Source organism: Parapedobacter sp. (assembly GCF_035556095.1).
GTDB lineage: Bacteria > Bacteroidota > Bacteroidia > Sphingobacteriales > Sphingobacteriaceae > Parapedobacter.
Genome location: NZ_DATMFT010000004.1, coordinates 16360 through 37626 on the forward strand (window position 1 = coordinate 16360; position 21267 = coordinate 37626).

19 protein-coding genes are annotated in these 21267 nt (G+C 49.1%); 1 reads left to right on the forward strand and 18 read right to left on the reverse strand.

Features of this window, described 5'->3' with window-relative positions:
• Positions 1 to 9: 9 nt before the first annotated feature.
• The 8 genes from VNQ80_RS01015 to mutS form a co-directional block, all read right to left on the reverse strand.
• On the reverse strand, positions 10 to 855 hold the full coding sequence (locus tag VNQ80_RS01015; protein ID WP_325635473.1) for a ThuA domain-containing protein: 846 nt from the start codon (positions 853 to 855) through the stop codon (positions 10 to 12).
• A gap of 41 nt (positions 856 to 896) precedes the next feature.
• Positions 897 to 1868 (reverse strand): PmoA family protein, encoded by a 972-nt coding sequence (locus VNQ80_RS01020; protein ID WP_325635475.1) that lies wholly within the window; start codon positions 1866 to 1868, stop codon positions 897 to 899.
• Between the two features lie 165 nt (positions 1869 to 2033).
• On the reverse strand, positions 2034 to 3509 hold the full coding sequence (locus tag VNQ80_RS01025; RefSeq protein WP_325635477.1) for a M14 family zinc carboxypeptidase: 1476 nt from the start codon (positions 3507 to 3509) through the stop codon (positions 2034 to 2036).
• Between the two features lie 12 nt (positions 3510 to 3521).
• Positions 3522 to 4538, reverse strand: a complete 1017-nt coding sequence (locus VNQ80_RS01030) for an LD-carboxypeptidase (RefSeq protein ID WP_325635479.1) — start codon at positions 4536 to 4538, stop codon at positions 3522 to 3524.
• Between the two features lie 16 nt (positions 4539 to 4554).
• Entirely contained in the window at positions 4555 to 5889 is a 1335-nt protein-coding gene (locus VNQ80_RS01035) for a dihydroorotase (protein ID WP_325635481.1), read from the reverse strand.
• Positions 5890 to 6228: 339 nt separating this feature from the next.
• The gene (locus VNQ80_RS01040; RefSeq protein WP_325635483.1) at positions 6229 to 6711 is read right to left on the reverse strand and encodes a hypothetical protein; all 483 of its coding nucleotides are present in this window, start codon (positions 6709 to 6711) and stop codon (positions 6229 to 6231) included.
• A 107-nt stretch (positions 6712 to 6818) separates the two neighbouring features.
• Positions 6819 to 8675, reverse strand: a complete 1857-nt coding sequence (locus tag VNQ80_RS01045; RefSeq protein ID WP_325635485.1) for an endonuclease/exonuclease/phosphatase family protein — start codon at positions 8673 to 8675, stop codon at positions 6819 to 6821.
• Positions 8676 to 8821: 146 nt separating this feature from the next.
• Positions 8822 to 11455 (reverse strand): DNA mismatch repair protein MutS, encoded by a 2634-nt coding sequence (mutS, locus tag VNQ80_RS01050; RefSeq protein WP_325635487.1) that lies wholly within the window; start codon positions 11453 to 11455, stop codon positions 8822 to 8824.
• A 72-nt stretch (positions 11456 to 11527) separates the two neighbouring features.
• Here mutS and mtgA point away from each other — a divergent pair, with 72 nt between their 5' ends.
• Positions 11528 to 12262, forward strand: a complete 735-nt coding sequence (mtgA, locus tag VNQ80_RS01055) for a monofunctional biosynthetic peptidoglycan transglycosylase (protein ID WP_325635489.1) — start codon at positions 11528 to 11530, stop codon at positions 12260 to 12262.
• A 60-nt stretch (positions 12263 to 12322) separates the two neighbouring features.
• Here the strand turns inward: mtgA and VNQ80_RS01060 are convergent, their stop codons facing one another.
• The 10 genes from VNQ80_RS01060 to VNQ80_RS01105 form a co-directional block, all read right to left on the reverse strand.
• The gene (locus VNQ80_RS01060; RefSeq protein WP_325635491.1) at positions 12323 to 12781 is read right to left on the reverse strand and encodes an ABC transporter ATPase; all 459 of its coding nucleotides are present in this window, start codon (positions 12779 to 12781) and stop codon (positions 12323 to 12325) included.
• 18 nt (positions 12782 to 12799) lie between these two features.
• Positions 12800 to 13351: a DUF420 domain-containing protein gene (locus VNQ80_RS01065; protein ID WP_325635493.1), complete on the reverse strand. Its 552-nt coding sequence runs from the start codon at positions 13349 to 13351 to the stop codon at positions 12800 to 12802.
• A 24-nt stretch (positions 13352 to 13375) separates the two neighbouring features.
• Positions 13376 to 14086, reverse strand: a complete 711-nt coding sequence (locus VNQ80_RS01070; protein WP_325635495.1) for an SCO family protein — start codon at positions 14084 to 14086, stop codon at positions 13376 to 13378.
• Entirely contained in the window at positions 14083 to 14466 is a 384-nt protein-coding gene (locus VNQ80_RS01075; RefSeq protein WP_325635497.1) for a cytochrome C oxidase subunit IV family protein, read from the reverse strand. Before VNQ80_RS01075 ends, VNQ80_RS01070 begins: the two co-directional genes overlap by 4 nt.
• Positions 14467 to 14489: 23 nt before the next feature.
• Positions 14490 to 15218, reverse strand: a complete 729-nt coding sequence (locus VNQ80_RS01080; protein ID WP_325635499.1) for a cytochrome c oxidase subunit 3 — start codon at positions 15216 to 15218, stop codon at positions 14490 to 14492.
• 9 nt (positions 15219 to 15227) lie between these two features.
• Positions 15228 to 15809 (reverse strand): cytochrome c oxidase subunit 3, encoded by a 582-nt coding sequence (locus tag VNQ80_RS01085; protein ID WP_325635501.1) that lies wholly within the window; start codon positions 15807 to 15809, stop codon positions 15228 to 15230.
• A gap of 5 nt (positions 15810 to 15814) precedes the next feature.
• On the reverse strand, positions 15815 to 16717 hold the full coding sequence (gene cyoE, locus VNQ80_RS01090; protein ID WP_414692973.1) for a heme o synthase: 903 nt from the start codon (positions 16715 to 16717) through the stop codon (positions 15815 to 15817).
• 194 nt (positions 16718 to 16911) lie between these two features.
• Positions 16912 to 17970 (reverse strand): COX15/CtaA family protein, encoded by a 1059-nt coding sequence (locus VNQ80_RS01095; protein ID WP_325635503.1) that lies wholly within the window; start codon positions 17968 to 17970, stop codon positions 16912 to 16914.
• A 6-nt stretch (positions 17971 to 17976) separates the two neighbouring features.
• Positions 17977 to 19869, reverse strand: coding sequence for a cytochrome c oxidase subunit I (locus VNQ80_RS01100; RefSeq protein ID WP_325635505.1), 1893 nt, complete (start codon positions 19867 to 19869; stop codon positions 17977 to 17979).
• 32 nt (positions 19870 to 19901) lie between these two features.
• On the reverse strand, positions 19902 to 21254 hold the full coding sequence (locus VNQ80_RS01105) for a cytochrome c oxidase subunit II (protein WP_325635507.1): 1353 nt from the start codon (positions 21252 to 21254) through the stop codon (positions 19902 to 19904).
• Positions 21255 to 21267: the final 13 nt, after the last annotated feature.

The window sequence follows — 21267 nt, forward strand, 5'->3', positions numbered from 1 at the left end:
AAAATCAGTTTATTTTTGCCGCACCTCGTCGTTCGGACTGGTAGCGTATGCTTTGCTGTAATTTCTCTTTTTGGTTCCCTTCACCACCCATTCGATTCCGCCAAGGATGTGCTTCATGAACTCCTCGTCTTTATAATCTTCTTTGCCATGGCCAAGTGACGTGTACCACGACCGGCCGCCATCAAACTCATGGCACCAAACCGAGGGGAAGACATCGCCGAATGTATCCAACCTACGGTTGTTCTCACCCGCCAACGTGGTAGCATCGTTTACAGCTACCACGTGCAGGTTTACATTCATCTGCTTTAAGTAATAAAATTCATCACCCTGCACGCGCACCCATTTCCGGGGCAAGTGGACCACCGACGGATGCTCGGCATCGACAATGTTTACCGTAAACGGCTGGTATTTGTCATGCCAATAAAAGGTTGCCCCCAATAGCTGCTTAAACCACTTCCATTTACGTTCTGTGCCCGATGCCGAGTGGATACCCACAAAACCGCCACCCGCTTGGATATAACGCATTAATGCCACGCGCTGCGCATCGGTATCGAAAACATCGTTGTTGGTATTTGAAAATACCAACGCATTGTATTGTTTCAGATTCTCATCGGTAAATACCGACGGGTCTTCTGTGGCATCGACCGCAAAGCCGTGCTGCTCGCCCAGCGCTTTCAGGGCAATGATTGAATTTTCGATGTTATCGTGTACAAATCCTACACCGTTTTTGGTATATACCAATATCTTGATTTTTTTCCAGTTTACCGACTGCGCAACTGATGCATTGACAAACAATAAAAATGGTAGGCACAGCAGCACCACCCGTGGTAATCGTAACAAAAAGCTGAATCTCATGGTTATTTTATAAATTATCATTTCAAGGGATACGGAACGTGCTAGTTAGCGAAAGATTGCCATAACTGCTCAGCGTCGCTGGCTGATAATGAACCATCAAAAACGACGAGCTGGTAATGCAAGTTATATGTTTTTCCAGCTTCCAATACCCAGTCCATATTTTTGGTAGGCGAGAAGTTAAAAAACTGGTCCCCCCGGCCGCCATTGGCGTCGACAGGCCATATCCGCACCGGTTCGGGGAAATTATAATTATCGGGGTGCGAGAGAAACAGCACGCCCCCCTCCGTATTCCCTAATTGGCCAGACATGATGGCCCAACGCTCCAAGGACCCGTCCGCGTCTTTGCGGGTCTTACCTGTTGATGTAAGCACGCCGCTATTTGTATTCGTCCATTCGGGTGTCGCCCGAAATCCCAGCCCGCCATAGCGGTATTCTTTCAATATGACATCGGCATCGGTGGCAGGAACCAGCGTAGAGTGGATGTCTACAATGTATCTGCTCGCATCCAATTGCGAAATGGCGATGCGCCAATTTTCTTTCATAATGACGGTTTCCTTGCCTTCATCGAAAATAACGTGCTCATGTACCGCTTCGAAGCCTGCGTGTTCCTTATCTCGGAAGATTTCGGCAAATTCCGCGAAGCGCACCGTTCCCTTTTTACCTCCGATATTCCAAAGGTCATACATTTTGTCCCTATATTGCACATGCGTCCAAGGATTCCACAAACCATAGTGATGGTAATGGTCCGCTGGCTGGATATGAGTGAGCACTTTACCCGAAAGTGTCTGCAACGGATGGATATACCCCCCTCGGCCGTATGCCTCATCAACGTTACCAGGCGGGGATTTCACGGTGTACCTATAGGTAAGCAAAGGCTTTCCATCCGGATTGCTCAACACGACCTCGTCAGCGCCTTTAACTGCCGAATACATGTTGTCGGCATCAGATGGCTGCCCCATGATCCACAGCGTACTTACGCATAGCCCAAAAGTTGTCATTATTATTTTTAACATCGATCTTGATTAGATTTACAACTAATTTCAGGATAAAGTTATCAAAAATCTCATCGATAAGGGTATCGTTCTTTATTTACTGATCATCCCAATGGCCTATTCGGCGATTTAAGGGGTATTCAACCGTTATACTAAATGGGGCAGGTAAAATTGGAGGCGGGAGTGCTATTGCACATAATTCTTGAACGTTTCCTGCGGCAGCGACGAAAGGTCGATGAGGTATCCATTGATTACGGCATACACCGGCTCACCATCTTTCGCTAGGAAAAAGTTGGCTGCTCTGCCCAGAAGGGGGCTGGCAGCACCCGGCGCCTGCTGGTAAAAAGCCACCAATGGCAGCCCATGATGGCGATCCTTGGGCATCTGAGCTAGCTGGATGGCACAAAAGCCCTGTCGCAATAAGTCCATCGCTTGTGGCAAAGATAGGTCATCGACCTGATCAAACACCTTGGGATAGATTTTCCCCGGCATGAAGTGGAGGCCAACAGCATCAAGTTCGGCATAGCCGAAATTCTCTTGCAAATCGCCCACATCGCTAATACGCGACTGTATATAATAGTCACCGTCTGCCGTATATTCGTTGCGGGATATCGATAAATCCACGGTATATTCCATCGAATCGCGGGAAATACTGACATGCCGCAGCAGCACATCCGAGAGTTTGGAGTCACTGAACGGAATCGACTCATACGCTTCAATGTCATACTCTACATAACTGCTCTTAGCAATTTCTATCAATGCATTGAGAATGACAATGAAGTTTAGCTTGCGGATGAACTGCTTTTCGGGATCGCCTTTGTAGCCTCCCGACTCAATTAGCACCGTACGTGTACCCCAGCTTTGAAAATTATCGCCAAATGATCGCGGCGAATAAGTATCGTCGTACTTCGCAACGCCACCCGGCACATATGCCTGCAGCAGCTGGTTGATACCGGCTGCTATTTTCATCGCATCACCGCGCACCGCGTTGACTTCACGCTCCTCATTATATGCCGGTGCCAGTAGCGCAATGGTAACCGGCGTGGGCGTGCCGGGCACATTGTAATAAATATGCATATCGTGCAAATTGAAACCGTAATCGGGTTCGACAGCCTTCGCTGCGTTAAGCAGTAAACGCCCTTCCACGGTGGCGCCCGAGCGGGCGTCGCGGTTTAAATCCACATCCATCGCATTCCGGCGCGTGTAAACGTCGGCTCCATCGGGGTTAAGCATCGGAATAAAATAAAGACTCGTCTGTACGTTCAACAGGTTGCGTATGCTATCCATCCCATCGCCCGATGCTTCCAGGAAATTAAATAGGTCCATCAGCGCCATGGTAGCTGTGGGTTCATTACCATGCATCTGCGACCAAAGCATCACCCGCTTGGGGCCGCTGCCGTACCGGAGTTGATAGATGGGCTTTTTGAGTACCGAAATGCCTAGCTGGGTCACTTCAAAAACACCGCTGTTCCGTCGCTTAAGGATAAGCGGTTCGATATCGGCGTGTTTGAAGCGACGGTTGTTGATGGCCGATTCCCGATAGATTTCATAAGCAGTTCCCAGCATGGCCGTATCCGGCTCGTAAATGATCCGGCTTTGACCTACCCCATCGCAGGCGGCCGAAACCAGGATGATGGTCAATAAGTGGATAACATGTCTCATGTATGCAATTAACTAACCGGCGGCGAAAATGTTTTCGACGACGGTAATGGATCCCCAATCTGCATCCATACGCACGCGGGCTCCCACCGGCAGGATAAACTGCTCGTCCATGTGCCCTATCAGTGCACCCTGATAAGCCGGTATATCCAGCGGCTTGATGTAATTGTCCAATATCTGGTCTAATGTCAACGAGTTGCCCGGATTCGATGCCTCACAATCCGAGCATCGCCCAAAAACAAACCCCTTGATGCGTTGCAACGCGCCAGATAGCGCCAGTTGGCTAAACATCCGATCGATGCGGTATGGCTCCTCACCGATATCTTCCAGAAAGAGGATGCTGTCGGTGAAGTCGGGATAATACGGGGATCCCGCAAGGCCTGTCAACACCGTGAGGTTGCCACCTAATAGTTTCCCTTCGGCTATTCCCGGTGTCAGCGTTCGGACCGGACGCTGATTGGCCGCGTATATCGGTGGTTGGCCCTGGAAAAACAACTGCTTGAACTGATCGAAGACCATAGGGGTCCACCGGCTATTGGCAACGGCCCCATGGAACGTAATCAGTCCCGTTTGCGTATGGATAGCCTGATGGAACGCCGTGATATCGCTATAGCCCAGAAAAATCTTCGGGTTACGGGCGATGAGCCCGTAGTCCAACTTATCGAGCAACCTAGCCGCGCCCGAACCACCCCGCAGGCAGATAATAGCCTTTATGTGGGGGTCGGCAAACATATCGTGCAGATCGGCTAGCCGCTCTTCGTCTGTACCGGCCAAGTACCCGTATTTCCTACCCACATTTTTGCCCCATCGGAGCTGGAGACCCAGTGCCTCGAAGTTTGCGTCAGCAATCGGGTAACCTTCGTCGTCAATCAGTGGCGACGACGGTGTAATCACACCTATGGCATCCCCTTTTTTGATTGTGGGTGGATGTATGGGCGACCGATAACGGTGCACAACTGCAGGGCCACTGGTGGATAAAGGCATTGCTGCCATACTTAATCCCAGTGTTTTGATAAAGGTGCGCTTATCCATATCTTTTACAATGACACTACCGGTCAAACGATAGCCGGCGCCCGCTACCCTTCTCTAATACCACGCCGTGTTCATACACCAGGTTACCCGATACCCAAGTACGGGTAATGCTCGACTTAAAGGTATGCCCCTCAAATGGTGACCAGCCGCACTTGGAAAGGATGTTACTCCGGCTCACCGTGTAAGGCTTGTGCAGATCGACCAATACGAGGTCGGCCCAATAACCTTCGCGGATAAAACCCCGCTGTTTCACCTGGAAACAGGTAGCCACGTTGTGTGCCGTCTTCTGTACCAGTTGTTCCAGCGTAATCTGGCCATTATGGTGCATATCTAGCAGGGCTTGTAACGCATGCTGTACCAGCGGACCGCCCGAGGGGGCTTGGCTGTATGGCTGTAACTTTTCCGCCAACGTATGCGGGGCATGGTCGGTAGCGATTACATCTATCCGTCCTTCCAACACCGCCGCTAATATCCCCTTGCGATCGGCATCTGTTTTTACCGCAGGGTTCCACTTGATGAAATTACCTTTTTCGGCATAATCTGTGTCACTGAACCAAAGGTGGTGTATACATGCTTCGGAAGTAATCCGTTTGGCCTCCAGCGGCACGTCTTTTTCAAACAAGCCTACCTCTTCAGCCGTGGAGATGTGGAGTATATGGAGCCGCGTATTGTGTTTTTTCGCTAAATCGACCGCACGGGAAGAGGAGATGTAGCATGCTTCGGCAGACCGGATTAAGGGATGCATATCAGGAGTAAGCTTATCGCCGTAAGTCGCTTTATACCTAGCCAGATTTTGCCGGATGGTCGCTTCATCTTCACAGTGGGTGGCAATGAGTATAGGTGCATTGGCAAAGATGCCTTCGAGCGTATACTCATCATCTACCAACATGTTACCGGTGGACGACCCCATGAATACCTTTATACCACATACCTGCTGCGGGTCGGTACGGAGCACCTCCTCTAGGTTGTCATTAGATGCCCCCATATAGAAGGAATAATTGGCCAATGACTGGCGCGAGGCGACATCGTACTTCTCTTGTAGAAGTTCCTGTGTCAGCGTATTGGGAATGGTATTGGGCATTTCCATGAATGACGTGACCCCCCCCGCTACCGCCGCACGGCTCTCGTGCCAGATATCCGCCTTATGGGTAAGTCCCGGCTCACGGAAATGCACCTGATCATCGATCAGGCCCGGCAGCAGATACAGCCCTTCGGCGTCAATTTCGGTATCCGCCGCCACATCAAGCTGAGGTGCTATTTTTTCAATGCGACCATCAACAATCAATACGTCACACGAGTTTATCGTTCCTTCATTGACAATGGCTGCAGCTTTGATAAGGGTTTTAGACATCTATGGATCTTTTTACAAACTTAGTTAAAGTTGGCTTAATAACCTGCGTTCGATTATTCTTTGTCGGCTCAAAGTATGCTTGGGGTTGGCTTCGGGTTGGCTTCGGGTCGGCTTCGGTACTTCGTCTGAACTCCGACGTAGCTTGGATTGGACTTAGACTGGACTTGGATTGGCCCCGGCAATCCAAGTGCAAAGCAGGCTGGCACCGAGAACAATCCCACCTCCGAAGCCAACTCGAAGCCGATACCAGGCGGGGGTCAAGCCCGTGGCGATATATTATAAGATAAGCGAGCAAATGTGCGGCCCGACCGAAAAAGCGACGTATTGTTGATTGCTACCTTACAGGGGCACATTGGCCATAAACTGTACATTCAGCGATCCAACATTCACACCGACCATAAAGGAAGGCATGGTTTGGGCAAATACCCAAGCATTGTTTCGGCGGTACACGTATCCTCGACGGTACGGGTCATAGTAGGTACGATATTTTGGGAAATACACGTATTCGCTGCGATGATGAAACCGCTTGCCATAATACCAATCGTCGTGGTCGCGATAACGGTGTCTGTGTTGCTTCACGTATTTCCGGTACTCACGATCGCGCTTTTCATAATATTTGTGGTATTCGCGGTCACGTTTTTCTGCATGCTTCCAATATGTTTTCTCCTGTTTATGAAAGGCCTTATCGTGTTTACGATACTTCTTAGCGTACTCCTTTTTGTGGTTACCACGATGGCTTTTTCCCCGCTCCTGTGCGTCAGCTTCTAAGGTTGTACCCGCAACAAATGCGAGGGCAGCGATTCCGATCAATAACTTCTTCATGGCATCAATCTTTTACGTGAAACAATCAATCAACTATCCATAGGACAGCAGAAGTGATGCCAAGGTTTAACAATCCTTAAGGTCGTAGATCATGCGCCACGAAAAGGTTACATATCCAACTTCAGTTTCTCCACTCCATTCACATCAAGCACCTGAAGGGTCATCTTTTCTCCCACTTTTTTAAGTATCATCATGGTAGCGCTTTCGGGAATGTTTCCTCCTCCCACCACCACCGGGAAATTATTGCCTGCCGTATGTCTCGGATGGTAGGCAAACCGGTGTGTGTGGCCATTCAGGGCAACGTCGAATGGTGCACCTTTCAAAATTCCCCCCCATTCTTCCAAGCTTGGGTTGTAACTGTCTTCACGCATGCCGTAGATGGGAATATGGTGAATCAGCACGCGCCTCCTCGCACTTTTGAACGCGTCTGTAGCCAGTTCTTCTCGCAGGAAATCCGCTTGGTCTTTCCGGAGACCTGTAAAATCGTTCAAACCGTAATATACCCAATGGTCATCTGCCTTATCCTCGCCACAGTCGAGCATCACAATTCGGGTATCGCCCCAGTTAAACGAGCCATACGTTTTATCACCCACGTAATCAAGCAGGTCACGGAGCCCGATGGAATAGGCGTTCCGGATTTCGTGATTGCCGCGTATATAAAAAACGGGGACCGTTTCTGCATTGAAATGCTCATTCACGTACGACATGGATGCGACAGCCTGCGCTTCGTTCCTTGGGTCGTCGATAACGTCGCCATTTAAAATGACAAAATCATAATCGACATCGCTAATCAGTGCCGAGAACATGTCCACCAGTTCCTTGCGTTGGTGCAGGTCGTTAAGAATAATGGCGGTAAAGTCTGTATCCCCAACTGAAGGCAACCTAAAATTATACGTCTCAGAAACTGCCGTTTCCCCAAACTCTTTGCGGTACGCTTCATAAACGGCGATTTCCCGGGAATATACCCGATAACTATACGTTTTGCCCGGTTCCAGATTTTCCAAGCGGAATTTATGGTGGTAATTATTGCAAAGCATTTGCCCATCCACATAAAGCTGTAATGTTTGGTCCAGGTTGCCATCGGTACCATATTCCACCCAGCTATGTACCGGCACATTGGTAAGCCATGAGATCGTTATGCCATTCCCCGTAGGGTTTTGCAGGTAGGGTTTCGTACGGAAAATCTCATCTTTCGCAGCATGTAACCGAATCTCGGCATAAAGCGGCCGGTGATCCGATGCCACTTCTGCTGCGATTACGCCTCTGTTTGTCAGTCTGGACCAATCGTCCTTCCCGTTATAGCCATAGATATAGTCAATGCAGACATTGGGATCAGTCGCGGGGAAGGTATATTGTTTGGGGGAGGTCAGCGCAGTGAATGATTCGTTCATTGCTTCCTGTACCGGCGAGTCGGGCGATGAGTTCATGTCGCCCGCCAGGAAGAACGGCTTATCCAGTCTCTCCGCTTCCCGTTTGATAATCGCTACGGCTTCAAGGCGGTCTTCCGCGTTCAGGGAAAAATGAGTACAACCGAAATAGTACGCTTCAAGTTCCACAATAAGGAGCATGCGTGCCTCTTCACGTCCTGGCAGCGGGATTCTTTTTACGCTCAAGGGCTTCTCCTTAGAGAGTACTCCTATCCCGTACTTTCCCCCATCGAAATCGATGGCAGCTGCATAGGTAGGGAACATCAGCGTATTCCTGGATAGCACATCGAGCACATCAACCTTGTTGCTTCGATTCGTTACGCTATCCAGCTCCTGGATGGCAATGATATCGGGCTTGGCCGCATTGACCACATCCGCTATCCGTTGATAATCGGTCACATCATCCATCCCTCGCGCATTACGAATGTTATAGCACATCAGCCGTATGGAATTTTCCTCCTGTATCGGCAATTCGTTGGCAAATGATGACACAAAAACAATAAGCCCTAAAACCAGTAAGATTTTCCTTTTATTCATTCGGGTATAATTGATCAACACGGTAGTTATGAATTTCTGCAAATTCAATAATACATCCAATAACTTGATAATCCAATACTTCAACGAACGCAAACGATTGTTCAATTCCACAATCAGGTTTGCCGTACGCAAAATCCCACCGCTACTCAATTCTTCAGCAGCCGCTGAATCTCGTCCAGCTTCATGAGGGCCTCCACCGGCGTGAGGGTGTTGACATCGAGGTTATTGAGCATATCGCGGATTTTCACGAGAATGGGGTCGTCGATTGAGAACATCTGCAACTGATAAGCCTGTTTCTGGATTTTCTTGATGCTGTCTTTGATGTGCTCACCGCCGGTACGCTCCTGTTCCAAGCGCTTAAGGATTTCATTGGCGCGTTGCAACAACTTTGGCGGCATTCCGGCTAGTTTAGCTACATGGATACCGAAACTGTGCTCACTGCCACCAGGCACCAGTTTACGGAGGAAAATCACCTTGTTTGCTACTTCCTTTACCGATACGTTGAAGTTCTTAATCCGCGGGAACGAGGCAGCGAGTTCATTCAGTTCATGGTAATGGGTGGCGAAGAGCGTCTTCGCCCTTGCCGTGGGATGGCTGTGGAGGAACTCAGCAATAGCCCAGGCGATGGATATGCCGTCGTAGGTACTGGTGCCCCGCCCGATTTCGTCGAGCAGAATAAGGCTGCGCTCGGAGAGGTTGTTCATGATACTGGCCGTCTCGTTCATTTCGACCATGAACGTCGATTCGCCCGACGTGAGATTATCTGACGCACCCACACGGGTGAATATCTTATCGACCAAGCCAATCCGGGCTTCCTTGGCCGGCACGAAGCTACCCATTTGGGCCATGAGTACGATCAGGCCGGTCTGACGCAGCAAAGCAGACTTACCCGCCATGTTGGGTCCCGTAATAATGATGATCTGCTGGGTATCATTATCCAGGAAAACGTCGTTGGTAATATAATCTTCACCCACCGGCAAGTGCTGTTCGATAACCGGATGGCGACCGCCTTTGATGTCAATGGCATTGTTCAGATCGATGGTGGGTTTCACGTAATGGTTCCGCTGGGCAATTACGGCAAAATTGAGCAGCACATCCAGCCGGGCTACCAGTTGTGCGTTGTGCTGTATGGGTTTGATGTATTCGGCCACGGCAGCAACGAGTTCACCATACAACTTGTTTTCGAGCGCCTGTATCTTTTCTTCGGCACCCAATATCTGCTCCTCGTAGGTTTTCAGTTCTTCGGTAATGTATCGCTCAGCGTTAACCAGTGTTTGTTTACGTACCCAATCCGCTGGCACCTTCTCCTTGTGGGAATTGGTTACTTCCAGGTAATAACCGAAAACATTGTTGAAAGCAATCTTCAATGACGGGATCCCGGTGGCTTCCGCTTCGCGCTTCTGGATGGCCAGCAGGTAATCTTTTCCACCGTAGGCGATTTCGCGCAGCTTATCTAGATCTGCATTTACCCCATCGGCAATGACGTTCCCTTTGTTCACGGCTATCGGTGGCTCAGCCTGTAACTGCGCTTCGACACGCTCGCGGATTTGCGTACAAGGATCCAGCTGCTCGGCTATGATGCGAAGTGCGTGCACTGGAGTATCGCCAATATGCACTTTGAGTTGTTCAACCGCATGTAGCGCACGCTTCAGTTGAACGACTTCCCGGGGGTTGGCCTTTTGGAGGCCTATCTTACTGATTAGCCGCTCCAAATCGCCTATTTGTTTGATTTCACGAATCAACTCCTCCCTGAGACTGGTATGCCGATACAGGTAGTCGACAACCTCAAGCCGTTCCGTAATGGCTTTTTCGTCTTTCAGCGGCATCACCATCCAGCGCTTAAGTAAACGGGCACCCATGGGTGAAGCGGTTTGATCCAGCACATCGGCCAGTGTTACGGCCCGTTCATTCGCTGAAGCGACCAACTCGAGATTGCGAATGGTGAATCGATCGAGCCACATGTAACGGTCTTCTTCAATGCGCGAAAGTGTTGAAATATGCTGCAGGTTCCGGTGTTCGGTTTCATTGAGGTAATGTAGCGCAACCCCCGCCGCCACAATACCCAGTGGCAGCCGATCTACGCCGAAGCCCTTGAGCGACTTGACCTCGAAGTGTTTGAGCAGGGTTTCGGTGGCGTAGTCGCCTGTGTAGGCCCATTCGTCGAGTGTATACGTATAGAATTGGCTTCCAAACTGATCAACGAACGCTTTGTATTGGCGTTTGCCCATGATGATCTCCGTTGGCTTGAAACCTTGGAGCAACTTATCAACGTAGGCCGGAGTTCCCTGTGCCACCAGGAACTCGCCCGTGGAGATGTCGAGAAACGATACGCCTACGGCCTGCTTGTCAAAAAAAATGGATGCCAGGTAGTTGTTGGATTTCTGTTGGACAATATTATCGTTGTACGACACGCCGGGCGTTACCAATTCGGTTACACCCCGTTTTACGATGGTCTTGGTCGTTTTCGGATCTTCTAGCTGATCACATATCGCCACACGTTGACCTGCACGCACCAATTTCGGCAGGTACGTTTCGAGCGAATGGTGCGGAAAACCCGCCAAAGCAGTCTCTGATTCACTGCCATTGCCCCGCTTAGTCAGCACGATTCCGAGTATACCGGCAGCCTTGACGGCATCTTCACCGAATGTTTCGTAAAAGTCGCCCACTCGGAAAAGCAATAACGCTCCGGGGTATTTCACCTTGATGCTGTTGTATTGCTGCATCAATGGGGTTTCTTTCTTCGCCGTGTTTTTCACCGCCTTACTTGCTGTCTTTGCCATGTCAAGGGCGTAAAAATAGGATTATTGGGGTGATTTGGCAAACGGTATTCGTATATTCGCCACAGGAAAACCATGGCAACCAAACAAAAACGTAGGCGTAAACGAAAAGGACTATCGCGGTACATACCGAAGGTTAAAAATAAATACCTCCGGTGGTCCTTGCGGGTAGTTGTTTGTTTTTTTGTCGTCACAATCGCGTGGGTTGTCCTGCTCAGTTTCATCAACCCACCAATCACCTGGCTGATGGTGCAGCGCGGGATCGAGCGAAAAGCCGACGGTAAGGAATGGAAGATCACAAAAAAATGGGTACGATACGACGACCTGTCGGACAATCTGAAGCGTGCGGCCATTGCGGGCGAAGATGCCCGTTTCATGGAGCACTGGGGACTCGACCGTGAAGCCATTGCTGATGCGTACGAGCGCAATAAAGAAGGTGGCCGGTTACGTGGCGGAAGTACCATCAGTCAGCAAACTGCCAAGAACGTGTTTCTTTGGCCCCGCCGATCATGGATAAGGAAGGGCTTCGAAACCTATTTCACCCTACTTATCGAATTATTTTGGAGCAAGAAACGGATCCTCGAAGTGTACCTGAACGTGATTGAAACGGGAGACGGATTATACGGCGCCGAAGCTGCCACCCAGCATTACTTTGGACAATCGGCAAAAAGCCTTACCAAACGCCAGGCAGCCTTGATCGTAGCAGTACTCCCCAACCCCAGGCACTGGTCGCCCGCGAAACCGACAGCATTCATCAACCGTAAAGCAAACACCATCGTGCGGTATATGGGCCACAGTCAAATTCCTTAAATAATGGACAATGGATAGTTGATAATGGATAACGAACTGTCAATTATCAACTGTCAACTATCAATTAAAAAAGACCCCTGCGTGCCAGCTTTCTTTCAACGGCACTTCCCAATGGGTTTCCAGTTCGGGGTAAGTGGTGATCAGGTTGTTGAATACGATGGTATCCCCCGTTACTTCTCCCGCAGCAACTAACTGCTCAAATTTATCGCGCGGAGCAACAACTATCTGGCCTCCTTTCCGGTAAGCCATCTGCAGGCGGTCGAAGAGGTTCAGACCCGTTTCCTTTTCGATTTCTTTAAGCAGGTATACTGATTTATCGATGGAACAACCTGTTGGCGGCGCTATCGCATCATCCACCATCAGGATAATGAAGCGATCATGGCGAACCTCAGCCTTTGCAGCCAGCGGCCGGCCATGGGCCTTCCACTCGGCCGTGAAGAGTTCTAATTTGTCCAGTACCTTTGCCTTATCAGCAGCGGTGAGTTCCCGATCGGCTTGATATATCCAAATGCGCTCCATAGCGCAAAGTTACGGATTTTAAGTGTAATACGGCGAAATCATCAGGTATACCACCACGCCGGAGACCGCTACGTATAACCAAAGCGGAAACGTATACTTAGCCAATTTCCGATGCCGTAAAAAATCGCCCGACAAACCCCGAATAAACGTAATAAGTACAAAAGGGATGACAACGATGGAAAGCAGGATATGGGAAATCAAAATAAAAAAATACACGTATCGGATGGTGCCTTCGCCGCCGTAAGGTGTAGACTCGGCCGTCATGTGGTAAGCAACATACATCAGCAGAAATGCCGCCGAACAACCGATACATACTTTCACCAAGGTTTCATGTACCTTGCGTTTGCCGTTCTTGATAGCAACCACTGCTAAGACCAGCAAGATGGCCGTCAAACCATTGATCGTGGCGTAAATCGGCGGCAGGAAGGTCAGCGGCTCCACGTCGTACCCCAAATCCCGCAGATTCACCCCAAATAGGATAGCCACCACCACTGGAATAGCAATGGAGAGTATCATAATCCATCGGTTGTATTGCCGCTCTTTGCTCTTTGTTCTTTGCTCTTTGCTCATATCTTACGTCTCATATCTCATATCTCAATACGGACTATTCTCCCTTATCTCTTGCACCAACAGTAATTTAAGTTCATCAATCATGCGGTCCACCTCTTTTTTCTGATTGACATCGTAATACCCTCTTATACGCCGCTTGGAATCCACTAATATCAGTGACGAACTATGGATGAAATGGGCGTCGCGCGTTGTATCTTGTACGGCATCCACCAAAAAGCCATTTCGAGCGATGTCATATACATCGTCTACACCGGCTGTGAGGAAACGCCATTTTTTTGTTTCTGGCTGGTAAACTTCAGCGTATGCATCCAGCACTTCAGGCGTATCGTAAACCGTGTCTACCGTTAAGGTATAGAAGTTTACCATACCGTTGCTGGCAAACCGATCGGCCACCCGGTTCATCTCATCGTTCATATGCTTGCAAAAGGTGGGACAACGTGTATAGAAAAAATTGACCACCGATATCGCCGGATTACCGGCCAGCACGGTTACGGATTCACCCCGCTGGTCGGTCAACGTAAAGGGTGTAATCTGGTGAAACAATGTATCCGGCACCTGCTTCCCCATCCTACTGGTGAATGTACCCGTTAATACTTTCTCGCCATAGATAGGTAGATCCTGGTAACGGTTTTCACCTTGCCTTTCCAGTAAAAAATATAAAAATCCTGGCAGAATTAAAATAACTGCCAGGATCGCAATTTTCTTTACACCGCTGGTGCCGCCCGAATTCGTCATTGCGGATTTGCCCAATGTGGGAACGGATTGTAGTGAGTATTGAGGTAACCGCCCTCAGTAAGCATCAATGCGATGAAGTAAATAATCAGCACAAACGAGATAGCAACAGACATGATGAAGCCGAACGTTTCGAACTTTAAGTGCATGAAATAGGCAATGATATAATAAGCCTTAAGCAGCGTAAGCGCGATGTAAACAGCATTCACCGCCAATCCCTTTTCGACCACGCCACCGTGTACCAACACCAATGCGATGAAAAACTCAAGCGCCGTGAGTGCAAGAAGGTAAAAAAAGATGCGCCAAATCTTGCCTTTGGTCATACCCTCGTGGTGTTGCCCGTCTGCGTGCCCTACCGTATGATCTTGATGTTGAGAAGCCATAATTCCAAAACTGCTTTAACTGTTTATACCAAATAAAAGAACGTAAATACAAATACCCAAACCAAATCCACAAAGTGCCAGTAAAGCCCCACCTTCTCTACCATGAGATAGCTTCCCCTACGTTCGAACGTGTTGGCAAGCGTCATACACAGGATAATAATGTTTAGCAGGATACCAACGGATACGTGGAAACCGTGGAAACCGGTAATGGTAAAGAAAAGATTGGCAAACTGCAATGCCGAGACTTCCGAAATGTCTTTCGAAAAATACGGCGCCAGCGTAACCTCGGGCGAAACGCCTTCCTGAGACGGAATACTTCCCCACCAGAAACCAGCGTGGTGTAAGTGTGTCCACTCTAAGGCCTGGCAACCAATAAACATCAAACCGCCGATAATGGTGGCGATCATCCACCCAACCACCTCTTTTTTCGCATTGCGATGGCCGGCCTCCACCGCCAACACCATGGTTACCGAACTCATGATAAGGATAAAGGTCATAATCCCCACAAATACCAATGGATAGCCGTAATCCGCTACAAAGGGAATTGATTGGAATAATTTATCCGGATCAGGCCACGTCATATGAGCAAAACGCTGTGCGCCATAATAAATCAAAAAGGCCGAAAACGTAAATGCATCGGACGCAAGGAAAAACCACATCATGATTTTGCCGTACTCCACGTTGAAAGGTGATTTACCACCGTGCCATCGTCCGGTTTTTACCTTATCTAATTCCGTTACAGTTGTACTCATTGTTCAGTGTTATTGGTTCAAAAGTAAAAAAACATAAATATAAATCCACAAAAAGCCTAGAAAATGCCAGAACAGCGTAGCTAAGTCCATCCGGAACACATTACTTACCTGATTAACGCCCCGGATGCGCCCTACCAGGGCGCGGGCCAGCACAATAAGCCCGGCCAAAATATGGGCAAGGTGCATACCCGTAAAGACATAAATGAACGACTGGGATGCGTTGTTATTCACAAATACGACGCCACGGCTCGTTAATACACCCCAAGCATACACCTGGATAACAAAAAAACCAATACCCAAGAGGAGCGTAGCCACGAGTAGTAACTTTTGTTGTGTAAACCGAGTTTTCTTAGCCGCTACATAAGCTACCTGCATCGTAATACTGCTTGCTACAATCAATAGCGTACTGTAAACAAATGCATCGGGTAGCATGGTTTTGATGCCACGATCTGCCCCACCGGCGGTGTATACAATAAAACCACTGGATAATGCGGCAAACATCATAAACATCCCGATCATGCCTAGCCAAAGGTTGAATTTCTTCGCCTTTTGCTGTGCTAAATCTTCCTTATTCTGGGTATACTGTGCCATGGCTATCATAATGCTACAAAGTCAAATAATAACACCAATTGGATAAGCGGCAAATAGAAAAACGACGTAAACATCACCTTCCGCGCCGATGCCAAATCACACTTCAAAAATAGCTTCAGACCGTACCAACTGAACAGCAATGCCCCCACTAGTGATACCACTGAAACTGCTATTCCGCCGAATCCGAAATAATAAGGAAGCAAGCTCACCGGAACCATCAACAGCGTAGAAAATAACACCATGAAAGCCGAAACCTTGTCGCGGCGCGTAGTGGGTAACAACCGGAACCCGGCTCGCTTATAGTCTTCGTCAAGTACCCAGGCAATGCCCCAGAAATGAGGAAATTGCCAGACAAACTGAATGGCAAACAAAACCAACGGGATGACGATAATCGCCGCAGCGTTCGACTGGCTGTACAACGCCAGGTCATCTTGGCTAAAAGCGGCATAATACCCAATCAAGGGAGGTAGTGCCCCCGGGAAAGCCCCTACGAATACGGCAATCGGTGACTTCCGCTTTAATGGCGTATAGATAAACGCGTATAGAATAATAGAAAAGACCGACAGCACGCCGGCCATGAAATTGAGCGTAACAAGCGTGTACGTGCCTGCAATCCCCATTAATAAACTCAATACCAGCGCCTGTCCGGTCGTCATCCGACCGGCAGGAATTGGCCGGTCAGCCGTACGCTTCATCAGTTTATCCAGATCTCGTTCGATGATCTCGTTGAAACCATTGGCCGAACCGGTCACAAGAAAACCGCCAAGGGTCAATATCACCCAGTTGAGCCAGTTGATATCACCTTGCTGCTTGCTACCAATCAGGAATGCGATGGATGCCGAAAACACCACCGTCATGGTCAGTCGCATTTTGACCAACTTCTTCAGATCGTCTACAAACTGCATCACCTCCGCGAGCATCGCCCCCCGATGATGCTTCTGCACAACGACATCCCCCCCGTGTTTCTTTGCCTGCATGTCATTATCCGATATATTCATTCGAAAATAATCTATTCTTAATGGCCTCATGGAAGCTGCACTTTCATCGCCTTTTTGTGCCAGGCGCTGACATGGCAGGTTTCATTCACTCTCTTTCTAAATTGTCAGATGCCCTTTCGGGAAACCCTACTCAGCAGTAGCATCTGGTAATACTGCGTTCCGAACAATAAACAGGCAACCATCAGGTGGACTGTCTGCGCGTACGGGGGCATTCCTAAATACGCCAGCACCAACGCACTGACCAGCTGTAACACAAACAGCAGGAGCAACAGGTTGGTAAACCGGCTTTGATGCGTGTTGGAAGCGAACCGCGAGCGTACCACAAAAAACAGTCCCACAATGGCAATGCCAGACGCCCACGCCAAACTACGGTGTAGCTCAAATACCCCGCTTACCTGCTCCAACCAATCCGCCCGATCCGGCCAATTGCCCGATGCCGCTATGATATCGATCTCCTCCCGCACGCCTGTACCAATGGCCACCTGCAATACAATCAGCAGCAGCGAAAAAACAGCCAGTGGTTTTATCCAACGCGACGTGTGATTAATCAGCAGGTCCTTATCACGCATCGACCTTACTTTGAAGTAGGTGTAGATGCTAATGCTCAAAATGACCAATGCCAACAGCATATGTACCGTGATAATCCACGGCATGAGATTGGTCGATACCACAATCGACCCTAACCAGGCCTGGTACCCGAGCGCAAATACGTTAATCACACTCCAAATAAAAATGGACCGCTTCGTTTTAAAGAACGTAATGGAGCATATTGCAGTGAGCAAAACCAGTATCCCTGTTACCGCCCCCACTAAACGGTTAACATATTCCGTCCACGTTTTTGCAGCGTTGAACTCCTCATGTTGAAGGATACTTTCATCGTGCCGGATACGATTGGCCAGCTCCTTATTGCCAAACCGCTCCAACATATTAGCAAACCGCTCGTTCTTCGCTTCGCGCCCGGCTATATACTTTTCCTCATATCCGGGCGGCAGCTGAGACGCGTCTGTGGGCGGTACCAGCCGATCGAAACACCGGGGCCAGTCCGGGCATCCCATTCCAGACCCCGTGCTGCGTACCACACCGCCTGCGAGGATTACCAGGAATATCGAAACAATCGCTATCTTGTTAACCCTTAAAAAACGTCGTTCAGCAGGTGGCAGCATATCCGGTTATTCCGTCTCCCTCTCCGGCTGCGGCTTATTCGCCAATTCCCATTCCCGCTGGATACGTTCAGCCTCGGGATTACCCTCAAAATCATGAGGCAGGTTAGAGCTCATCGTTTCTGAGAACGGGACGGTCTGCGGAATGAAATCCTCATGGTGCCCGGGTTTGCTGTAATCATATGGCCAACGGTAAACCGTCGGTATCTCCCCCGGCCAGTTGCCGTGAAAATGCTTCACGGGCGTCGTCCACTCCAACGTGTTGGAGCCCCACGGATTCTGCGGCGCCACTTTACCATACCGTATCGACGTAAAGAAGTTCCACAGGAAGGCGATCTGTCCCAATCCAGCGATAATTGCCGACCAGGTGATAAAGATATTGACGGATACCCATTTCTCCATGAAAGGAAACTCGGTAAAGGCATAGTACCTACGCGGAACGCCATCGATCCCCATGAAGTGCATCGGGAAGAATACGAAATAAGCCCCGACGAAGGTGAGCCAGAAATGGAGATAGCCTAGCTTCTCGTCCATCATCCGCCCGAACATCTTGGGATACCAATGGTAAACGCCACATAACATACCGAATATCGAGGCCGACCCCATCACCAAGTGGAAGTGGGCCACCACGAAATAAGTATCGTGAACGTGGATGTCTATCGCGGAGTTACCCACATATAGTCCCGTCAATCCGCCGGATATGAAAAACGATACCATGCCGATAGCAAACAACATGGCCGGTGTAAACCGGATGTTCCCGCGCCATAATGTAGCAAGGTAGTTAAACGATTTCACCGCCGACGGTACGGCAATAATCAACGTGGTGATCATAAACACACCGCCCAAGAACGGGTTCATACCCGTTACGAACATGTGGTGCCCCCATACAATAAATGACAATACCGTAATACCCACTAACGAGTAAACCATCGCATGGTAACCAAATATGGGCTTACGGGCATTGGTGGAAATCACTTCTGAGGTCAGCCCAAGCGCAGGCATCAATACAATGTAAACTTCCGGGTGCCCTAAGAACCAGAACAAGTGCTGGAAGAGGATCGGGCTACCACCTTCGTTGGGTAGAATCTGACCTTGGATAACCAGATCAGACAGGTAGAAGCTCGTGCCCACACTCCGATCGAAGAAAAGCAACACAACTGCCGATACCAGTACTGGAAACGAAAGCAGGCCCACGATAGCGGTCAAAAATATGGCCCATATCGTCAAGGGCATTTTCCACAGGTCCATCCCCTTTGTCCGCATGTTCAATATCGTACTGATGTAGTTGGTACCTCCGAGTACCTGCGATATAATAAACAACACCATACTAGCCAACCAGAGGGTCATCCCCGTGCCGGAACCACTAATGGCTTTCGGCACCGCAGATAGCGGCGGATAAACCGTCCAACCGGCACTGGCGGGTCCACTCTCCACAAAGAAGGAGGAAACCATAATCACGCAGGCGCCGAGGAAAAACCAATACGAAAGCATGTTCATAAAAGGCGAAGCCATATCTCTTGCTCCTAATTGATAAGGGATTAAGAGATTTGCAAACGTACCGGTAAGGCCAGCTGTTAGCACAAAAAAGACCATCATGGTACCGTGTATGGTGACCAAAGCGAGAAAAAATTCAGGATTGATGCGGCCACCCTCTGCCCACTTGCTGCCCAAGAGCACTTCCAAAATAGGAAACTCCTTGTCGGGCCATGCAAGTTGAAGCCTGAATAATATGGATAATATCATGGCGAAGACCGCCATCACAATACCTGTAATCAAAAATTGCTTCGCAATCATTTTGTGGTCTTGACTAAATACATATTTAGTCCAAAATGACTCATGGTGATGGCCATGTTCAGCGTGGTGTTCTAAACCATGTGTACCTGCGCTTGCTATACTAGACATATCTGTGTATTAAATACGTTATTCTTCAATTTTTAGTTAGCCTGGGCCAATAAGTTGGTATCTTCCTCCTCCTTGGCCGCATTTGTTAACTGAAATTCTTTCCGCAAATCCTCTGTGAAAAAATACGGCTGCTCATTAAGCCACGCCTGATATTCCTCTTCGGTAACTACCCGTACTTTTTTCTGCATGTTGTAATGACCGCCACCGCATATCTTGTTGCACAACATCACAAAGTCGTAGTTATAATCCCCCAACTTATCGCGCATCTCCTCGGTGGTCATGGTGGCCGTAAATTGGAAATACGTCTTCATGCCCGGAACAGCATTCATCTGTACCCTAAAATCAGGGATATAGAAGCTGTGCAAAATATCTTTGGAACCAATCTGGAACCGGACCGGCTTATTCACCGGGATAACGATTTCGGTCCCCAACTGGTCGTCCCAGCTGTTCTTGTCATTGAAATCGATACCCAAGCCATTAAGTGGTGTGGTAAGCCGATAATCCCGCTCACCGATTTTGCCATCCCGGCCGGGATACCTCACGGTCCATGTAAATTGCTCGCCCACCACCTCAATAAGGATAGCCTCCTTTTGGGCCTCTTCAGAAACGTTGGTGATAGACCGCCAAGTGAAGAAACCGAAGAGCACGAGTATCGTCAAGGTCACTGCAGGAATAATGGTCCAGATTTTCTCCAATGTATTGTTGTGGGGATAGAAGTATGCCTTCCGCGTGGGCCGTGCACGGTAAATGTACACAAATGAAAACATCGCGACGTGCATGACAACCAGTACAATCGTACAAATAATGGTTGTAATGATAAACATGGTATCGATACGCGCCCCGTGCTCGGTTACTGCCGCCCGAAAAGCTTGGCCACCATGGTGTACGTACGACCAATACACGCCATATAAACCCAAAACGAGAGCAATTATAAACAACCGCGCATTGAAATTACGCATATAGTAGGTCGTATCCTTGCCATTCATCCGGCGCGTTAATTCATACACCTGGATGATCTTACCGATTACGGCTACCAGTACACAAATCAGGAACACCAACAAGACGCCATAAAAGAAATTCATGTACACTTGTGGGTCGATATTCGGTCCGCTCTCTTCCGCAACTGCAACAGCCGTTGCTGCGCTACCGCCCGCTGAGGCTGCGGGAGTCGCCGCTGTATCGGAAGCTACTGCTGCTGAATCACTAGCAGCAGCTGTTGTATCGGTCACCGCAACCGCCGTATCTGCAACTTGCGCTACCGTATCCACAGCCTGCGCCGCTGTAGTAATAGTATCCTGCGAGTACGCACGGGGTGCCACCCCTATTCCCACAATGAACGCCAGCACAATGACTGCCCTAAACTTGCTATTCTTTATAAAGCCCATTTCTTTTATAACG

What these genes read in the sequence shown, in the direction of transcription:
- VNQ80_RS01095 (WP_325635503.1), bottom strand. Translation starts at nt 17,970, where the DNA reads ATGCTGCCACCTGCTGAACGACGTTTTTTAAGGGTTAACAAGATAGCG.
- VNQ80_RS01075 (WP_325635497.1), bottom strand. Translation starts at nt 14,466, where the DNA reads ATGGCTTCTCAACATCAAGATCATACGGTAGGGCACGCAGACGGGCAA.
- VNQ80_RS01020 (WP_325635475.1), bottom strand. Translation starts at nt 1,868, where the DNA reads ATGTTAAAAATAATAATGACAACTTTTGGGCTATGCGTAAGTACGCTG.
- VNQ80_RS01065 (WP_325635493.1), bottom strand. Translation starts at nt 13,351, where the DNA reads ATGAGCAAAGAGCAAAGAACAAAGAGCAAAGAGCGGCAATACAACCGA.
- VNQ80_RS01070 (WP_325635495.1), bottom strand. Translation starts at nt 14,086, where the DNA reads ATGACGAATTCGGGCGGCACCAGCGGTGTAAAGAAAATTGCGATCCTG.
- VNQ80_RS01015 (WP_325635473.1), bottom strand. Translation starts at nt 855, where the DNA reads ATGAGATTCAGCTTTTTGTTACGATTACCACGGGTGGTGCTGCTGTGC.
- mutS (WP_325635487.1), bottom strand. Translation starts at nt 11,455, where the DNA reads ATGGCAAAGACAGCAAGTAAGGCGGTGAAAAACACGGCGAAGAAAGAA.
- VNQ80_RS01035 (WP_325635481.1), bottom strand. Translation starts at nt 5,889, where the DNA reads ATGTCTAAAACCCTTATCAAAGCTGCAGCCATTGTCAATGAAGGAACG.
- mtgA (WP_325635489.1), top strand. Translation starts at nt 11,528, where the DNA reads ATGGCAACCAAACAAAAACGTAGGCGTAAACGAAAAGGACTATCGCGG.
- VNQ80_RS01045 (WP_325635485.1), bottom strand. Translation starts at nt 8,675, where the DNA reads ATGAATAAAAGGAAAATCTTACTGGTTTTAGGGCTTATTGTTTTTGTG.
- VNQ80_RS01085 (WP_325635501.1), bottom strand. Translation starts at nt 15,809, where the DNA reads ATGGCACAGTATACCCAGAATAAGGAAGATTTAGCACAGCAAAAGGCG.
- VNQ80_RS01105 (WP_325635507.1), bottom strand. Translation starts at nt 21,254, where the DNA reads ATGGGCTTTATAAAGAATAGCAAGTTTAGGGCAGTCATTGTGCTGGCG.
- VNQ80_RS01025 (WP_325635477.1), bottom strand. Translation starts at nt 3,509, where the DNA reads ATGAGACATGTTATCCACTTATTGACCATCATCCTGGTTTCGGCCGCC.
- VNQ80_RS01080 (WP_325635499.1), bottom strand. Translation starts at nt 15,218, where the DNA reads ATGAGTACAACTGTAACGGAATTAGATAAGGTAAAAACCGGACGATGG.
- VNQ80_RS01100 (WP_325635505.1), bottom strand. Translation starts at nt 19,869, where the DNA reads ATGTCTAGTATAGCAAGCGCAGGTACACATGGTTTAGAACACCACGCT.
- VNQ80_RS01060 (WP_325635491.1), bottom strand. Translation starts at nt 12,781, where the DNA reads ATGGAGCGCATTTGGATATATCAAGCCGATCGGGAACTCACCGCTGCT.
- VNQ80_RS01040 (WP_325635483.1), bottom strand. Translation starts at nt 6,711, where the DNA reads ATGAAGAAGTTATTGATCGGAATCGCTGCCCTCGCATTTGTTGCGGGT.
- VNQ80_RS01030 (WP_325635479.1), bottom strand. Translation starts at nt 4,538, where the DNA reads ATGGATAAGCGCACCTTTATCAAAACACTGGGATTAAGTATGGCAGCA.